This is a genomic window from Actinomadura sp. NPDC000929 (assembly GCF_040492065.1).
GTDB classification, from domain to species: domain Bacteria; phylum Actinomycetota; class Actinomycetes; order Streptosporangiales; family Streptosporangiaceae; genus Spirillospora; species Spirillospora verrucosospora.
Genome location: NZ_JBEUPA010000043.1, coordinates 1 through 15,583, shown reverse-complemented (window position 1 = coordinate 15,583; position 15,583 = coordinate 1). Strand labels below are relative to the sequence as shown.

14 protein-coding genes are annotated in these 15,583 nt (G+C 72.4%); 2 read left to right on the top strand and 12 right to left on the bottom strand.

The genetic code is table 11. The annotated features are described in order from the left end of the window. Nucleotides 1–178 precede the first annotated feature (178 nt). The 10 genes from ABWI04_RS17735 to ABWI04_RS17690 form a co-directional block, all read right to left on the bottom strand. A complete protein-coding gene (locus ABWI04_RS17735; RefSeq protein WP_353833082.1) occupies nt 179–841 on the bottom strand; it encodes a DedA family protein in 663 nt (220 codons plus the stop codon). 124 nt (nt 842–965) lie between these two features. Next, the gene (locus ABWI04_RS17730) at nt 966–2,102 is read right to left on the bottom strand and encodes a TolB-like translocation protein (RefSeq protein WP_353833081.1); all 1,137 of its coding nucleotides are present in this window, start codon (nt 2,100–2,102) and stop codon (nt 966–968) included. Further along, complete coding sequence (locus ABWI04_RS17725) at nt 2,099–2,632, bottom strand: SigE family RNA polymerase sigma factor (RefSeq protein WP_353833080.1); 534 nt, start codon at nt 2,630–2,632, stop codon at nt 2,099–2,101. The genes ABWI04_RS17730 and ABWI04_RS17725 overlap by 4 nt, the downstream gene beginning before the upstream one ends. Next, nucleotides 2,629–4,083, bottom strand: a complete 1,455-nt coding sequence (locus ABWI04_RS17720) for a glycosyltransferase family 39 protein (RefSeq protein ID WP_353833079.1) — start codon at nt 4,081–4,083, stop codon at nt 2,629–2,631. Before ABWI04_RS17720 ends, ABWI04_RS17725 begins: the two co-directional genes overlap by 4 nt. 264 nt (nt 4,084–4,347) lie before the next feature. Further along, nucleotides 4,348–6,033, bottom strand: coding sequence for a SulP family inorganic anion transporter (locus ABWI04_RS17715; RefSeq protein WP_353833078.1), 1,686 nt, complete (start codon nt 6,031–6,033; stop codon nt 4,348–4,350). An 11-nt stretch (nt 6,034–6,044) separates the two neighbouring features. Further along, a complete protein-coding gene (locus ABWI04_RS17710; RefSeq protein WP_345172609.1) occupies nt 6,045–6,722 on the bottom strand; it encodes a GAP family protein in 678 nt (225 codons plus the stop codon). Between the two features lie 11 nt (nt 6,723–6,733). Continuing rightward, nucleotides 6,734–8,167 carry a DUF1254 domain-containing protein gene (locus tag ABWI04_RS17705; protein WP_353833077.1) on the bottom strand — a complete coding sequence of 478 codons (1,434 nt, stop codon included), beginning with the start codon at nt 8,165–8,167 and terminating at the stop codon, nt 6,734–6,736. A 4-nt stretch (nt 8,168–8,171) separates the two neighbouring features. Then, a complete protein-coding gene (locus tag ABWI04_RS17700) occupies nt 8,172–9,764 on the bottom strand; it encodes a DUF1254 domain-containing protein (protein WP_353833076.1) in 1,593 nt (530 codons plus the stop codon). Between the two features lie 247 nt (nt 9,765–10,011). Beyond that, nucleotides 10,012–10,185: a hypothetical protein gene (locus ABWI04_RS17695; RefSeq protein ID WP_353833075.1), complete on the bottom strand. Its 174-nt coding sequence runs from the start codon at nt 10,183–10,185 to the stop codon at nt 10,012–10,014. Between the two features lies 1 nt (nt 10,186). After that, nucleotides 10,187–10,486, bottom strand: a complete 300-nt coding sequence (locus ABWI04_RS17690; RefSeq protein ID WP_345172601.1) for a hypothetical protein — start codon at nt 10,484–10,486, stop codon at nt 10,187–10,189. 217 nt (nt 10,487–10,703) lie between these two features. Here ABWI04_RS17690 and ABWI04_RS17685 point away from each other — a divergent pair, with 217 nt between their 5' ends. Next, entirely contained in the window at nt 10,704–11,648 is a 945-nt protein-coding gene (locus ABWI04_RS17685) for a helix-turn-helix domain-containing protein (RefSeq protein WP_353833074.1), read from the top strand. Between the two features lie 56 nt (nt 11,649–11,704). Here the strand turns inward: ABWI04_RS17685 and ABWI04_RS17680 are convergent, their stop codons facing one another. Both ABWI04_RS17680 and ABWI04_RS17675 read right to left on the bottom strand, forming a co-directional pair. Beyond that, nucleotides 11,705–12,733, bottom strand: a complete 1,029-nt coding sequence (locus ABWI04_RS17680; protein WP_353833073.1) for an RNA polymerase subunit sigma-70 — start codon at nt 12,731–12,733, stop codon at nt 11,705–11,707. Nucleotides 12,734–12,835: 102 nt separating this feature from the next. Further along, the gene (locus tag ABWI04_RS17675; protein WP_353833072.1) at nt 12,836–13,828 is read right to left on the bottom strand and encodes a zinc-binding dehydrogenase; all 993 of its coding nucleotides are present in this window, start codon (nt 13,826–13,828) and stop codon (nt 12,836–12,838) included. A 229-nt stretch (nt 13,829–14,057) separates the two neighbouring features. Between ABWI04_RS17675 and ABWI04_RS17670 the strand changes: the two genes are divergently transcribed. Next, on the top strand, nt 14,058–15,509 hold the full coding sequence (locus tag ABWI04_RS17670) for a serine/threonine-protein kinase (RefSeq protein WP_353833071.1): 1,452 nt from the start codon (nt 14,058–14,060) through the stop codon (nt 15,507–15,509). Nucleotides 15,510–15,583 lie beyond the last annotated feature (74 nt).

Genomic DNA, 15,583 nt, shown 5'->3' with positions numbered 1-15,583 from the left:
CCGATCACGGTCACCGCGACGAGCCCGCCGCAGGCGAACCACGCGGCGCCGCTCGGATGTCTGATGCCACCCTGCGGGGCGGCCGCGACCAGGAAGGCGACCAGCCCCGCCGTGGCCAGCGCCGCCGCGAACCCGAAGAACACCGATGCGGCCAGGGCGATCGCGACCGCCAGGACGTTCACTCGGACCGACCGGAGCGTCCGCCGCCCGGGCCGCCGTGGCCGTCGCGTCTCCGGCGCAAGTGATCGCGAAGCCGCCAGACGACGACGGCGAGCACGACCACAGCGACGATCACGATGGCGGTGATCCGCCCGGCGACGTGCTCGACCCGGGCGTAGGCGTGCCCGGCGAAGTATCCGAGCAGCGTGAAGGTCACGCCCCAGACCAGGCCTCCGGCGGCGTTGTAGAGCAGGAACACCCGGCCGGGCATCCCCGAGACCCCGGCCAGCGCGGGCATGATCGCGCGGAAGAACGCGATGAACCGCCCGGCGATGACGGCGGCACCGCCGCGGCGCCGGATCAGGTCGCGGGCGCCGTCCACGCGGTCGCGGTGGCGGCGGAGCGGACGGCTGTCCAGGATCGGCTGCCCGGCATGGCGCCCGATCTGGTACCCGGCGAAGTCCCCCGCGATCGCCGCCAGGACCACGATCACGGCGAGCCACACGACCGAGACCTTCTGCTGGGCGGCCAGCGCCCCGCCGAGGACGACGGCCGTCTCACCGGGCAGCACGAAGCCGAAGAACAGGGCGTCCTCGCAGAACACGAGCCCGCCGACGACCCCGTAGACGACGGGCCCGGAAAGCCCGGCCACCCACGACACGACCGAGGCGAACAAACCCAACGCCTCCATCCAGATCTCTGGACGCCGGCAGCGCTCCGGGCCCGCCGACACCTCCCCTACCGGCCCTTCCCCTTCCCGGGATCAGTACCCCGACCTGCCGGGCCCGCGCCTCCACGGGCGGGAACTACCAGGCGATCAGGCCCAGGTCGCTGCGGTGCATGTCGGGGAGACGGTGGAAGCGGCCGTCGTCCATGCGGAAGACGGCCCGGTCGTGGCGCGAGCTGACGAGGAGGTGCCTGCCGGTCGCGTCGAGGGAGGTCCGGAAATCCACCGGTGCCGCGGGCGCGATCTGCCGGGCCGTCATGCGCGCGAACTCGCGGACGGGCGCCGTGCGGGACGTGTCCCCGCGAGACAGGGGCAGCTCCACGATCGCGACGGATTCGAACGTCCCCCCGACGTAGGTCTTCTCCTCGATGGCCGTGACGGTACGCCCGTCCGGGGAGGGCCGGAAGGAGGACAGATCGGCCACGCTCCTCAGAACCGCGGGGGCGTGGGCGAGGTCGGCGTCGGCCCTGCGGGTGTCGAGCTCGCGCAGGACGATGCCGTTGTACTCCCCCTGGGGGCTCTCCGGGGCGTTGGTGACGAATAAGAGGGTGCGGCCGTCCGCCCCCCATGCCGGGGACTGCGCGTACTCCAGTGAGCTCGCGCTCGGCGGCGGCAGACGCCATCCGCGGTGGGCGCCGGACGGGGAGTCGACGACCGCCACGTCGTCGCCGCGGCAACCGGTGAGGTTGTTGAAGACGAGCGCGACGCGGCCGCCGTCCGCGGTGGCGGCCATCTCGTCCACCCGGGTGTCGAACCCGCCGGGCAGGGTCGTCCTGCTCGCCACGGTCCCGTCGCGGCGCAGGCCGACCTTCTCGATGCGCGTGCGGCAGGGGCCGCTCTCGTCGGCGAGGAAGGCGGTGCGCCGGTCGCCCGAGACGGCGAGCGCCGAGTAGTGCCCGGCGCGGGGCCCGATGTCGGCGATCATGCGTCCCGTCCAGGAGTCGAACACCCCGACGCCGCCCTTCCGGTGGGTCGCCAGGAAGTACGGGGGCCCCTCGTGCGCGCCGACCACGTCCGGGCTGCGCAGGGCGCCGCGGAGAGCGACGGTCACGGCCGCGACCGCGATGACCGTGAGGGCGGCGGCGACCGGCACGATCCACCGTCCCGCCGGCCGCCGGCGGCGCGCGGCGGGCAGGGCCAGGGGCGGCAGCGACTCGCGCGTCACCTCGCGCGTCTCGGCGGCGGCGGCGTCCTTCAGCAGCCGTTCGACGTTCACGAGGTCTCTCCCAGCATGCGCTCAAGGGCGGTGCGCCCGCGTGACGTGTTGGACCGGACGGTGCCCCGGCTCACCCGCATGATCTGCGCGGTCTCCTCCTCGGACAGATCCAGGACGAACCGGAGCACCAGTGTCTCCCGCTGCCGGTGCGGCAGGCGGCGCAGCGCGTCGAGGATCTCCCTGCCCTGCTCCCGTCCGAGGACCCGGCTCTCCGCCGACGCGGCGGGCGGGTCCTGGGCGCCGAGAGGGCGGCGGCCCCGGCGGCGCAGCACCGACCGGCAGTTGTTGAGCACCGACGACCTCAGGTAGGTGAGGGCCTTGCCGGGGTCCTTCAGCCTGCCCCACCGCTGGTACAGCCCGAGGAAGGAGTGCTGGACGACGTCCTCGGCCGTCGGCCTGTCGCCGACCATCACCAGGGCCAGCCTGACGAGTTCGAGGGCGTGCGCTTCGTACAACTGCGTCACCGCTCTCTCGGGCGAAGGCGCCGTCAGGTCCGGGGGGCCGTCCTTGCGGAAGTTGAGGAGGCTCACGGGGAAGAGACGCGTCCGTGGCGCCGATGTTGCACGGCCGGCCGCACTTTTTCCGGGCGGGCCGTCCGCCGCTGGAACAGTGACAGCGTGATGCCGCGGACGCGCCAGACGCCGGCCTGCCGGAAGTGCCGCTGGAGGACGTCGACTTTCGCCTGGTCCCGCGGAACCAGGGACGGCATGCGCCAGGGCCCCTCCAGCAGCCACACCCGGTCCGTCGCGGCGCCGGTCAGCCGTTGGCCGATCTCGGCCGGTTCGAACTCGGTGCCGCCGAAGTTGCCCGCCTGGGCGGGGGTCCGCCGCAGCGCGACGTCGCGCAACCCGCGGAACGCGTCCGGGTACGCCTCGGCGATCGACCGCCGGTCCGCCGTGAGGAAGAGGATCGCGTCCCCCGGCCGGGCCTCCCGCTCGACGACCGCCGCGGCCCCGCGGAGGTCGTCCCACCAGTTCTCCGGACGGCGCTGCTCGACGTGCAGCGGCGCCACCAGGACGGCCATCGCGACGAGCGGCACGAACCACGCCCGGTAGGGCAGCCGGGCGAGACCCGCGGCGGCCAGCAGCGCCATGGCGGGGAGGCTGCCGATCACGTAGCGGCTCGTGTAGAAGGGATGGAGCTGGGAGACCAGGAGCAGCACCGTCGCGGGCAGCAGCAGCCACGGGACGGCCAGTGCCCGCAGGCCGATCGGGCCGCGGCGCCGCGCCGTGACCAGTCCCACCGCCATGGCGGCGCCGAGCAGGTACGCCACGATCAGGGGGCCGGTGAACGCCTCGGCCAGATAGAGCACGTCGCGCCATCCCGGGCGCGTCAGCCAGTCGAGGGCGTTGCGCTGGGTCACGGCCAGCGCGATCAGCGGGCTCACCGCGAGCACCGCTCCCGCCGTGGCAGCGCACCACCGGCGCAGCATCGTCCTGGTGCGGCGCGCCATCAGCAGGGTCGCCAGATGGGCGAGCAGGACGAGCAGTGCGAACAGATGGACCAGCCCCAGCAGGGCGACGCCCGCGCCGTAGGCGGCGTACCGGCGCCGGGAGCCCCGTTCCGCAAGGTCCACGAACAGCACGGTCAGCCACACGGTGAGCGCCGCGACCAGGGAGTAGGACCGGGCCTCGTGCGCGTAGTGGCTGGCGAACGGGGCCGCGGCGCAGAGCAGCCCGGCGACCAGCCCCACGGGCGCGGACATGATCCTGCGGCCGAGGACGGTGATGCCCGCCGCCGTGGCCGCGAACGCCGCGATCGAGGGGAGCCGCAGCGCGAACTCGCCGGCCCCGAACACCTGCACGACGCAGTGCATGAGCAGGTAGTAGGCGGCGTGGACGGCGTCGATGTGCCACGCGCACCACAGGATGTCGGGGATCGAGCGGCGGGCGATCTCGGATGTGATCGCCTCGTCGCGCCACAGCGGCAGCCCTCCGGCGCCCCAGAGGCCCATCGCCAGCGCCAGCAGGGCGGGCGCCAAGGGAAGGAGCCAGGCCCTCCGCCGCTCTCGCCCCGCCTCCCGGCGCCGACCTGCGACTTCGGTGGGCGGGCCGGGACGCCCGGTCGTCGCCGGGCGTTCGCCGGGCAGAAGATCCAGTTTTGAGTTCACGCCAAGAGACGCGAAAAGCCCCGCGATGTTGCATCCCCAAACCCTCGTTCACCATCGCCGCCGCGGGCGCAGCTCCGTCCCGCCTGTCCTCGGCCAGACGGCTTGTGCGCACGGCGCGGCCTTGCCCGGCCAGGGTCAGGTTCCGGTGCTGGACGCGTCGACGGCCGCCTGGACGGTGGGATAGACGTGCCTCAGCTCCGCCCTGGCTCCGGCGGTGCGCAACACGTCCCGGACCTGGCCCACATCGCCGGCCAGCAGGAGCCTGACTCCGCGGGCCTCCAGCTCCTCGGTCAGCTCGTCGAGCATGCGTACCGCGCTGACGTCGACGAAGGGGACCGTCTCGGCGTCGATCACGACGGCCGTCGCCCCCTCCCGGCCGGCGGCGCTCCGCACCGTGGACCGGATCCGCTCGGCGTTGGCGAAGTAGATGCCCGCCTCGACGCGCAGCACGACCACCCCCGGGATCCTGCGGCCGTCCGTGTGCCTGTCGAGCGCGGCGAAGTGCCCGTCCTCCGGCAGCCGCCCCAGCTCGCTGATGACCGGGCGCGACGAGCGGTAGAGGAGCAGCAGCAGCGAGACGCCGATGCCGATGAAGAGGCCGGGCAGCGTGTCGAAGATCATCACCCCGAGCATCGCGGCGACCGCGGTGACGAAGTCGGGCCGCGCGGCGACGCCGTAGGCCCGGCCCAGCCTGCGGGTGAAGACGCGGTGGAGGGCGACCAGCGAGGGGATGTCGACCAGCTCGACCACCGCCGCGACCACGACGCCCGCGAGCACCGCCTCGGGGAGCCTCTCGAAGAGGCCGGTGAGGAAGAGCAGCGTGACCATGGTGAGGAAGGCGACGAAGACCCCGGACAGCTGGGTGCGTGCGCCCGCCGACCAGTTGACGGCGGTCTTCGAGAGGCTGCCGTTGACGACCATGCCGCCGGACAGGCCGGCGCCCAGGCCGGCGGCCCCGAGCCCGATCAGCTCGCGGTCGGCGTCGATCTCGTAGTGGTCGCGGACGGCGTAGCTCTTCGCCGCCGCGAGTCCCTCGGCGAAGGCGACGAGCAGCACGCCGACGCTTCCGGCGGCGAGGCCGCCGAGGGCGTCCACCGAGACGTCGGGGAAGCCGAACGGGGGCGGCCCGGTCTCGATCCCGCCGACGACGGCGACACCGCGGTGCTCCAGATCGAAGGCCGCCGCCGCCGCGATCCCCAGCGCCACCGCGAGCAGCGAGCCCGGCACGAACGGGGCGACCCGCCTGAGGACGAGGATCAGAAGGAGGCTGCCCCCGCCGACCAGGAGGGTGAGGCCGCTGGTCTCGCCGAGGTCGCCGATCAGGGCCCAGATCTTCTCGAAGAAGTCCCCCGGCGCGGCCTCGACGCCGAACAGCTTCGGCAGCTGTCCCGCGATGATCGTCAGTGCCAGGCCGACGATGAAGCCCTTCAGGACCGGCTCGGAGATGAAGCTCGCGAGGAAGCCGAGGCGCAGCAGTCCGGCGAGGAGCCCCGCGATGCCCACCGTGACGGCCAGGGCCGCCGTCATCGCGGTGTGGACGTCCGCGCTCGCACCGCCTGCGGCCTCACCGACGATCGCCGCCGAGAGCGCGGCCGTCGCCGCCATCGGCCCGACCACCAGGTGCCTGGAACTGCCGAAGGCGGCGTAGAGGACCAGGGCCGCGGGCGCGGCGTAGAGGCCGACCACGGGCGAGACGCCGGCGATCGTCGCGTAGGCGAGCGCCTCGGGCACGAGGACCGCCCACACCGTCACCCCGGCCAGGGCGTCCCGCCCCAGCCACTGCCGCCGGTATCCCCGCAGCGAGGGGAACAGCCCGAGCATGCTCGGCCTCATCAGGAGGAGAGGTCGCTGATGGCGTTGCCCGCCAGCTTCGCGGCGAGGATCAGGCAGATCACGGTCATGATCGCCGAGTTGTGCCGCTCCATCCAGAGCTTGAGGTCGTCGAGGATGTGCTGGGAGCGCTCCTTGAGGACGAAGTAGAGCACGACCGGCGCTCCGGTCCCGGTCGCCCCGATCACGACGAAGACCGCGAGAGCCGCGGCCTGCGCGCCGGCCGAGGTGTCCGTCCGCGCGATCGCCGCCGCCGCGGCGATCACGAGCAGCAGGTTCTTCGGGTTGACGGCGGACAGCGCGAACCCGAGCGCTCCCGCCTTGACCGGTGTGAACGAGTCGACGGTGCGCATCCACTTCGGCAGCGACACCTGCTCGTCGCCGCGCGGACGGCCGCGCCACTCCCTCACCGCCACCCCCAGCAGCAGCACGCCGAGCGCCAGGTCGAGCGCGCTGACCCAGTCCGCCGGCTGCCCCTGGTCGCCCGGGCCCGCGCCGCCCGAGGCCAGCAGCACGATCGCGCCGACCAGGGACAGGCCCAGGATCCAGCCGAGGAGCAGCGCCGGCCCGTTGGAACGCGCCCGGGGAGTCGCGAGCATCAGCACCACACCGATGATCGGGAACGGGCTCAGCGCCACGCCGACGCCGTACGACAGGATCTGACCGATCGCCTCGCCCACGGCCGCCTACCTCACACCGGTTCGACCTCGCCCGGCCGCCAACTCCGGTCGAACCAGCCTTCGAGCGGGCCGTAGAGGCGCAGGACGACGAACCATCCCTTGCCGGGGACCGTCTGGATCCAGTTCGCCTCCCCGCCCGGCGGCGCGGCCGGGCCGAAGTGGACGACCGTGTCGCCGCGGTCATCGGTCCGCACGGTGTCCGAAAGGCTGTTCACGCTCGGGTAGGGGTCGCCGGTGCGCAGCAGCGACCGAGTCTGGGGGTCGTAGACGTCCACGGCCCAGAAGTCCTTCGCCGGGATGTCCTTGGGAAGGGTGAGCGTGTAGCTCTTCTCGCCGTCGAGCCAGGCGCCGGTGGAGTCCTCCGCCGTGTAGGCGTACTGCGATCCGGCCCCGACCGTCGCCCTCGCCATCGCCGGGGTGATCACGAGCGCCCCGTGGTGGAAGACGGCGCGAGCGTCCAGGAGCCGTGCACCCTGCGGTGAGAGGAACTCGTGGCTTCCGGACGGGAACATGTTCTTCCACGAGCTGCCCGAGTAGTAGAAGAAGCCCGGGTCGCGCGGTTTGAAGGTCAGCGTCCGCACGAGGCCCGACCCGACTCGCGCGGCGGTGCCGAGGATCGAGCGCATGCGGTCGTCCGGCCGGAAGGGCCGGCCGGGCACGATGCCGATCGAGGCGAGCTGTCCCGCGCGCTCGGGGTCGAGCGCCTCGGGCGGCTCCTCCTGAACGATCTCGTCGACCTCCTCGAAGAACGAGAAGTCGTTGGCGGGGACCGTGGTGAAGACGGAGTCGGCGAAGTCGACGAAGCGCTGCTCGGGCGGGTCGGCCGCGGCCGAGAGCGGGTACATCCGCGTCTTGAGCAGGCTCTCGACGCCCCCCAGCACGCGGAGCGCCGCCCAGCAGGAGAAGGTCGGCGACCGCGAGACGAAGTAGCCGTCCGGGACGTCGCCGTCGTAGCCGGGGGGCAGGAAGAGGTACCTGCCTCCCTTGCCCGCGTCGGGTCCGGCGATCCCCATGTCGGCGACGTAGCGCTGCCAGAGATCGTCGACGACGCTCAGCGAGCCCTCCGGCGCCTCGATCACCGTCGGGCCGTCCTGGTCGAGCGCCAGGAAGGCCATCCCGTACGTGGTCTCGGTGTTCGCCGTGAGGATCAACGGCGCCGAGCCGCAGCGCGGGGCCGTGTACCCGATCGTGCGGGAGTCGACGCCGAGGCTCCGCAGCCCGCGCCGCATCGCCACCATCGCCGCACCGGGCAGGCAGTTGAGGAAGACGTCGATCCCGCGCAGCAGGTCGAGCGCGTCATAGCTCCGGGCGACCGTGTCGGGCAGGGGCAGGCCGTCGAAGAAGCCCATCGGACCGAAGACCGAGTCCAGCCGGTCCGGGATGCCGATCGACGCGAGGGTCTCGGCTGATACGCCCGGGCTGGGCGCGTCGCTCAGGTGAGGCATCGCGTCAGCCCACCGCCTCGACCTCGCCCGGCCGCCAGGTCTTGTCGAAGAACGGCGGCAGCGGGCTGTAGAAGCGCAGGACCACGAACCATCCCTTGCCCGGCACGGTCTGGATCCAGTTGCCCTCAGGCACACCGTCGGGCCGGTCGGGCCCGAAGTGGACCGTGGTCGTGCCATCCGCGTCGGCGACCGCCGCAGGGGTCGGATAGTCCTGGCTGCCCGCCCGGGGGAAGCGCTGCGGCGTGGAGAGCATCGAGCGGGTCTGGTTGTCGTAGACGGTGCACGACCAGAAACGGGCGGCGGGAATGTCCGGCGGAAGCACCAGACGGTAGTGCCTGCCCCCGTCAAGGGCCCGGTCCTCCTGATCCGCGCACGCGAACAGGTACTGCGAGCCGATGCCGGGCAGGGGCGCGGTGAACGCCGGGCTGATGCCCACGCCCAGGTACCACCACCAGTTCCGCAGGTTGAGCTTGCGGGCGCCGTCGCTCGCACGGAGCTCGACGCCCCGGTCGGTGATGTCCGGGGGCGGGGTCATGAAGTCGTACCCGGCCGGGAGCAGACCGTTGATCCACTGGGAGGACGCACCGTAGAAGTGCGCCCCCTCGTCCGGACGCAGGCGGCAGGCGAGGGTGCGGGCCGTCGCGTTCCCCACCGCGGCCGCCTCGGCGAGGATCTTCCGCATCCGCGGATCCGGCTGGAAGGGCCGTCCCTTGGCGATCCCGATCGCGGCCAACGCACCGGCGATCTCGGGATCGAGCGCCTCGACCGGCTGATCGTGCACGAGCTCGCTCGCGAGGTCGAAGTACGTCGAGTCCGCGGGCGGGACCGTGTTCACGGCGAACCCGGTGCCCTCGACGAAGCGCGGCGGGTCGGGCCTGCGGAGCGCGGCGGTCCACGTCTGAGCGGTCCACGGCGACGGCGGGGCCGCGCCCCCCATGACGATCTCCCCGATGCTCGTCCCGAAGAACCCGGGGGCGTAGCGGTGGATGCGCAACCCCTCCTTGATGCGCTCGACCGCGGGCCTCGGGTCGTCGTTCTCCAGGAACGCTCGCCCGCCCAGGAGGAGCCGCGTGGTGCGGGTCGGCTGGGGGAAGAAGCCGCCCTCCGGAAGAGGACCCTCATATCCGGGCGGCACGAAGAGGTACTTGCCGCCGGCCCCGCGATCCGGCCCCGCCATTCCCGGATCCGCGACCCAGCGGAACCACATGTCGTTGACGAAACAGAGGGAGAGGGCCGGCATCTCCACGACCAGCGGCCCCTCGGTCAGGTCGAGGAACGTCACGAAGTAGACGGTGTCCGCGTTCCCCGTGAGCACGAGCGTCTCGGGATCCATGAACTCCGAGAAGAGCAGGACGTCGTGGTCCATGACGCCGGCATCGAGGAAGCCCCTGCGCGCCGCCCACACATTGACCCCGGAGTACGCGTCGAGGAAGGCCCGGACGGCGTGCAGATGGTCCAGATGGTCGTAGACGCGCTCGGCGGTCTCGGCGGTGGGCCTGCCCAGCGGGAACTCCAGAGTCCCCAGACCCGTCTCCACCCGCTCGGGCGTCGAGAGCGACTCCATGACCTGTGGCGAGATCCGTCCGGCTTGCTGCAAGGCATCGCTCCGTTCTCGGGAGAGGTCTCCTCTCGCCCACAGGGCCGTACCTGCCGCAGACCGCCATTAAACACAGCGCCCTAATTCATTGTTTTCATATTACTCGGCAGGCCGCGGGGATGCCGGGCCAAAAAGCTTGAGCCAATGATTTCTTCAAAGAAGAACGCTCGGAGTTGACCGGACAGGCCTTGCAGGAAGATGGGTCGGCCAGGGGGATGGTGAGCCACGCCAGGCGGGGTCGGCGCCTTCAGCTCGTCTGGCGCCGCTTCTTCCATTCGGCGACGACGGCCACGACATGTTTGCGGATGTCGTCACTGCGGTCCGCGCTGCCGTTGACCTCACGGCACGCCTCGCCGTACTCGTCCCACAGGACGTCGTCGGCGAGGCGGAACCTGCGTTGCGGGTTGCCCGGTGTAGGCATGTCAGCCGCCGAGCTTCACGACCAGCGAGCGCAGGTGCTGCGTCGCGGCGTTCTCCCGGCCGCGCTTCACCCACGCTGCGATGTGTTCGCTGACCAGCTCGGCGAGGCTCGCACGCTCGTCATCGCTGAGCTCGACCGTGGTCGTGGTGCTGGTCCGGCAGTCGTAAGCCGTGAAGAGGATGTCTCCGACCGCCTGCTCGGCCGCAGGCGGCTTGCGGTTGCGCTGAGCATGCCACCCGGCGCTGCTGTTGACGACGCCCCAGCCATGCAGGGCCTCGTAGTTGGTGAGTTCGAGCCTCATGGGCCGATGCCTCTCGCTGAAAGGGTGTGGCCACACCCTGCTCCTCACCTTACGCGGGTCTGGCCGCAAGACCGGCCGGACGACACGCCCCAGCACGTCCGGGGCCCTCTCACGCGTGCCGGCGCCTCGGGCTTCGTCGCGCCGGCGGTTGCGTCGGCGAGGGCGCCCGGGTGATGCTGCTGGTCGGACCCCGCAGCGTCAACAGTTTTGGTGACTCATGGACTTCGCTTTCTGGCGCGAGATGAGTTCGAAGATGTGGATGCCGCTTGATGCCCGCAGCGAGCCGCATCTGGAAGGCACGTTTCAGGCCCATGTCGCTCTGGGCGGGCTCGGCTCCGTGCAGGCGACCCTGTTGAGTGCGAAGTCGCTGACGATCCAGCGCACGCACAGGCTCATCCGCCAGTCCGACCCGGAGACCTTTTTCGTGACCTGCGTCGTGCGTGGTCACGCCACAGGGGAACAAGCCGATCGGGATGCGGAACTGCGTGCCGGGGATCTGATGCTCCGTGACAGCTCGCGTCCCTACCTGACCAGGTTCGGATCGGCGGACCCTGCGGGCGGCCAACTGCTCTCGTTGCAGTTTCCGCGGTCGGTGCTGCCCCTGCCCGAGCGGGGCCTGCGGGAGCTCAGCGGGGTCCGGATCCGGGGCGATCAGGGTGTCGGCGCGCTGGCTTCGCAGTACCTGCTGGAGCTGGCTCGGCGCCTTGAGCAGTTCAGTGCGGCCGAGGCCCTGCGAGTGTCCGCCCTGACTCTGGACGTCCTGGCCGCCGCGCTGGCCAGCGCGCTGGACGCCGACAGCGACGTACCGCTGGGCAGCCGACGGCGCGCGCTGCTCGCCCAGATCCATGCCTTCATCCGGGCGAACCTGAGCGACGTGCACCTGACCCCGGGGGCGATCGCCGCCGCCCACCACATCTCGTTGAGCTACCTGCACCAGTTGTTCCGGGCCGAAGAACACACCGTCGCGGGCTGGATCCGCGAGCGCCGCCTGGAGCAGTGCCGCCGCGATCTGAGCGACCCGCTCCTCGCCGCCACGCCGATCGGCGCCATCGCGGCTCGGTGGGGTTTCACCAGTCCGGCCCACTTCAGCCAGGCCTTCCGCGCCGCCTATGGCCTGTCACCCCGTCAGTTCCGCCGAACGGCCGCGATCGGTTCCTCATAGGCCCCTGCTGTGTCACCGTCCAGGTCGGACGGCCGTGGCCTCGACCTCGGCCGTTCCTACGAGAGGTGGGAGGTCGGCCAGCCGGCGGGGCGGTCCGCGAGCACGTCCGGGAAGCCGAACGCCGCGGCCAGCGCGGGGTCATGGAACTTGACCACGCGGGTGACGCCGGTGGCGGCCGGGGCCAGCACCACGACGCCGTCGGCGCGGAGCGCGCCGTCCCCGTCCCGGTGGTACACGACGGCGGCGGGCTGCCCGTTGGCGGCCGTGGCGATCATCCGCCAGTCGCCCGGTGTGCCCAGCACGTACGCGTCGAGCATGTGGACGCACATCGCCCGGCCCGCCTGCCACTCGCGGAACGGCGTCGCCTCCAGCGTGGCGTCCGCGCGTAGCACCTGCTCCAGCAGGGCGGCGTCGGAGCGTTCGAAGGCCGCGATGTAGCCGTCGAGAAGCGCGCGCGCCCGTTGGTCGGTCGGTTCGAGCAGTTCCTCGGGCTTCGGCTCCAGCTCGTCCAACCGGGCACGGGCGCGCTGCAGACCGCTCTTGACCGCCGCCGTGGTGGTGTCGAGGATCTCTGCGGTCTCGGCCGCCGAGAACGCCAGCACCTCGCGCAGGATGAGGATCGCGCGCTGCCGGGCGGGCAGGTGCTGCAGGCTGGCGATGAGCGCGAGCCGCAGCGACTCGCGTTCGACCGCCACCGCCGCCGGATCGTCGGCGGGCGGGGCGATCCACGCGTCCGGCAGCGGTTCCAGCCACGCGACCTCGCCCGGCGCGGCGGGGCTCGGCGGGCGGTCGGGCCGGTCCTGCGGGCCGCCCAGACCCGAGGGCAGCACCCGGATCGGGCGCGGCTTCATCGCCGTCAGGCAGACGTTGGTGGCGATCTTGTAGAGCCAGGACCGGACCGACGCCCGGCCCTCGAACCCCGCGTAGGACCGCCACGCCCGCAGATAGCTCTCCTGCACCAGGTCTTCGGCATCGTGCGCCGACCCGACCATGCGGTAGCAGTGCGCCAGCAGCTCCCGGCGGAACCGCTCGGTCTCGGCGGTGAACCGCTCTCGACTCGGTGTCGCCCGCGGATCCGATGTCACGCCACGAGCCTAGTCACGAAGCGCTCTCGGCCCGGTCCACGTGCCGCCGCCGCCGGGCCCCGCGATCAGATGCGGCGTCACCGGCTCGGTCTGAAGGGTTCTTCACGGCAGCAGAGCCAGCTTTCCGACGGTGGCCCTGGCCTCCAGTTCCGCCAGCGCTTTCGGGCCGTCGGCCAGGTCGTACGCGGTGGGGAGACCGGGGGGGAGCACACCGGCCGCGACCAGCGCGGACAACTCGTCCATCACCTCGCCGAAGATCTGCGGAGCGGCCTGGATCAGCGCGCCGATGTTGAGCCCGATGATCTGAACCTGGTGCTCGTACACCAGCTCCCAGTTCGTGATCGAGGCCTCGCCGCCCGCCATCCCGAAGACGATGACCCGGCCCGTGACCCGCCTGGCCGCGGCGAGGCTGGCGGCGAAGGTGGCGCCGCCAGCCGACTCCAGGACCACATCGGCGCCGGCGCCGCCGGTCAGCTCCCTCACCTCGGCGGCGAGGTCGCCGCCGAGGGAGTCCAGGACGTGGTCGGCTCCGAGGGCCCGCACCGTCTCGTGCTTGCCCGGCGAGGCGGTGGCGATGACCGTCGCGCCGTAGTGCTTGGCCATCCTCACCGCGGCCTGGCCGGTCCCGCCCGCCGCGGCGTGGATCAGCACGGCCTGCCCGGCGGCGACACCGCCCAGAGGCCTGAGCGCGGCCAGCGCGGTGGGCCAGTTCACGACCATCCCCAGCGCCTGCTGCTCCGTCCAGCCCGGGGGGACCGGCACCGCCCCGGCCGCGGGCAGGACCATGTACTCGGCGAACGCGCCGTCCCCGACGCCGACGACGCGGGCCCCCGGCCGCGGGCCGGCCGTCGCCTCGCCGACCGCGACGACCTCCCCGGCGGCCTCGAAACCCGCCACGTACGGGGGCCGCGGGCCGTCTCCGAACGTTCCGCGCGCCTTCGAGACGTCGGCGAAGTTGACCCCGGCGGCGGTGACGCGGACCAGGACCTCGCCCTGGCCGGGGCTCGGCACCGGCGCGTCGGTGATCAGACGCATGTCCCGCGGGCCGTTGAAGGTGGTCTGCTGCAGCGCACGCATGGTCGCGGGAACGCTCATCGGCGATCGGCCTTTCCTTCTCGGTGTGCATGGGAGAGACCGACCGGCCCGCCGCGCGGGCCGCGCCTCCCACCATGTAGACCTCGCGCCCCGCCGAAAGGAATCGGCCGAGACTTCGAGTACACCTGGAGGGAGTTCGCGGACGTCCAAGCGCTGCCGCTTCCCGAAGTTCAAGTGAACGTTAGTGTTTTTTAGACGGGCCGTGCGGCTTTTGGGCTACGGTCCTGACGTGGCTGAGGACCTCGGGCGAAGGTTGCTGGGCCGGTACCGGCTCATGGATCCACTGGGACGCGGCGGTATGGGCACCGTCTGGCGCGCGCATGACGAGCGGCTCGGCCGCCAGGTCGCGGTCAAGGAACTGCGGCTGCCCGAGGGTCTGGACGCCGAGGAGCGCGACGCGTGGACGGCGCGGGTCGACCGGGAGGCGCGGGCGGCGGCCCGGCTCCGGCACCCGGGCATCGTCACCGTCCACGACCTCGTCACGACCGATGACGGGCAACCCTGGATCATCATGGAGCTGGTTCCCGGTCCGTCCTTGGCCGATGTGCTCGCCGAGCACGGTCCCCTTCCGCCGGACCGCGCCGCCGCGCTCGGCGCGAGGGTTCTGGATGCGTTGCGCGCGGCCCACCAGGCGGGCATCGTCCATCGCGACATCAAGCCCGCCAACGTGCTGCTGGAAGGTGACCGGGTCGTCCTGACCGACTTCGGCATCGCCGCCGTCGAGGGCGACGCGACCCTGACGCGTTCGGGCGCACTCCTCGGGACCCCCGCGTACATGTCCCCCGAGCAGGTCCGCGGCCTGCCCGCCGGGGCGGAGTCGGACCTGTGGTCGCTGGGGGCGACCTTGCACACCGCGGTGGAAGGCCGTCCGCCTTTCGCGGGCACCAGTCCCGGGGCCGTTCTCGTCGCCGTCGCGACCGAGGAGCCCGCCCCCGCTCCCCACGCCGGTCCCCTCGCACCTGTTCTGCGGGGCCTGATGCGCAAGAGCGCGGCCGAACGCATGCCGCTCGACCAGGCGCAGCGGATGCTGAACTCGCTCGCGTCCCGACCGGCCGGGCCCGCTCCCGCGCCGGTTCCCGGACCCGCGGGCGGCGCCGCACCACCGCCACCGGGCCAGGCCCCCTGGCAGCCGCCGGCGCCCGAACCGGTGACGCGCGTGACGCGCCCGCGCGGACGCCACGGCCGCTGGCCGGGGTTCGTCATCGCAGGCGCGGCGGCACTGTTGATGATCGCGGTGCTGCTGCCCTGGCAGACGGTGACCGTCTCCATCGCGCAACTCCCCCGCGACATGACGGCCACCTCCGCCGGAATCGATCTGGTCTGGGGACGGGTGACGCTGCTGTGCGCGGCGGCGGCCGCCGTGCTGGGCGTGCTCGGCGGCGTCCGGTCCAGGGGCCGGCTCGCGGCGACGGCGGCGGCGCCGGCGCTGGTCGGCCTGCTCATGCTGGCCACCGCGGCCGTCCTGCCCAAGATCAGGAAGCCGGCGGTCCCGGAACCGGGAAACCTGCCTCCAGCGCTGCACCAGATGGTGAAGGACCACACCGAGACCTCCGTGGGACACGGGTGGTACCTGGCGGTGCCGCTGACACTGCTGATCATGGGCCTGAGCATCGTTTCCCTCGTGCTCGCGCTCGACGCGCTGCGGCGGGAGCGGGCCGTGCCCGCTCCCGCCGCTAGCTGATCAGCCAGATCTCGTGGTCGGCGTCCTGGTGGACGCGCTCGTACCAGCGCCCTCTCGGGTCGAGCCGGACCCGG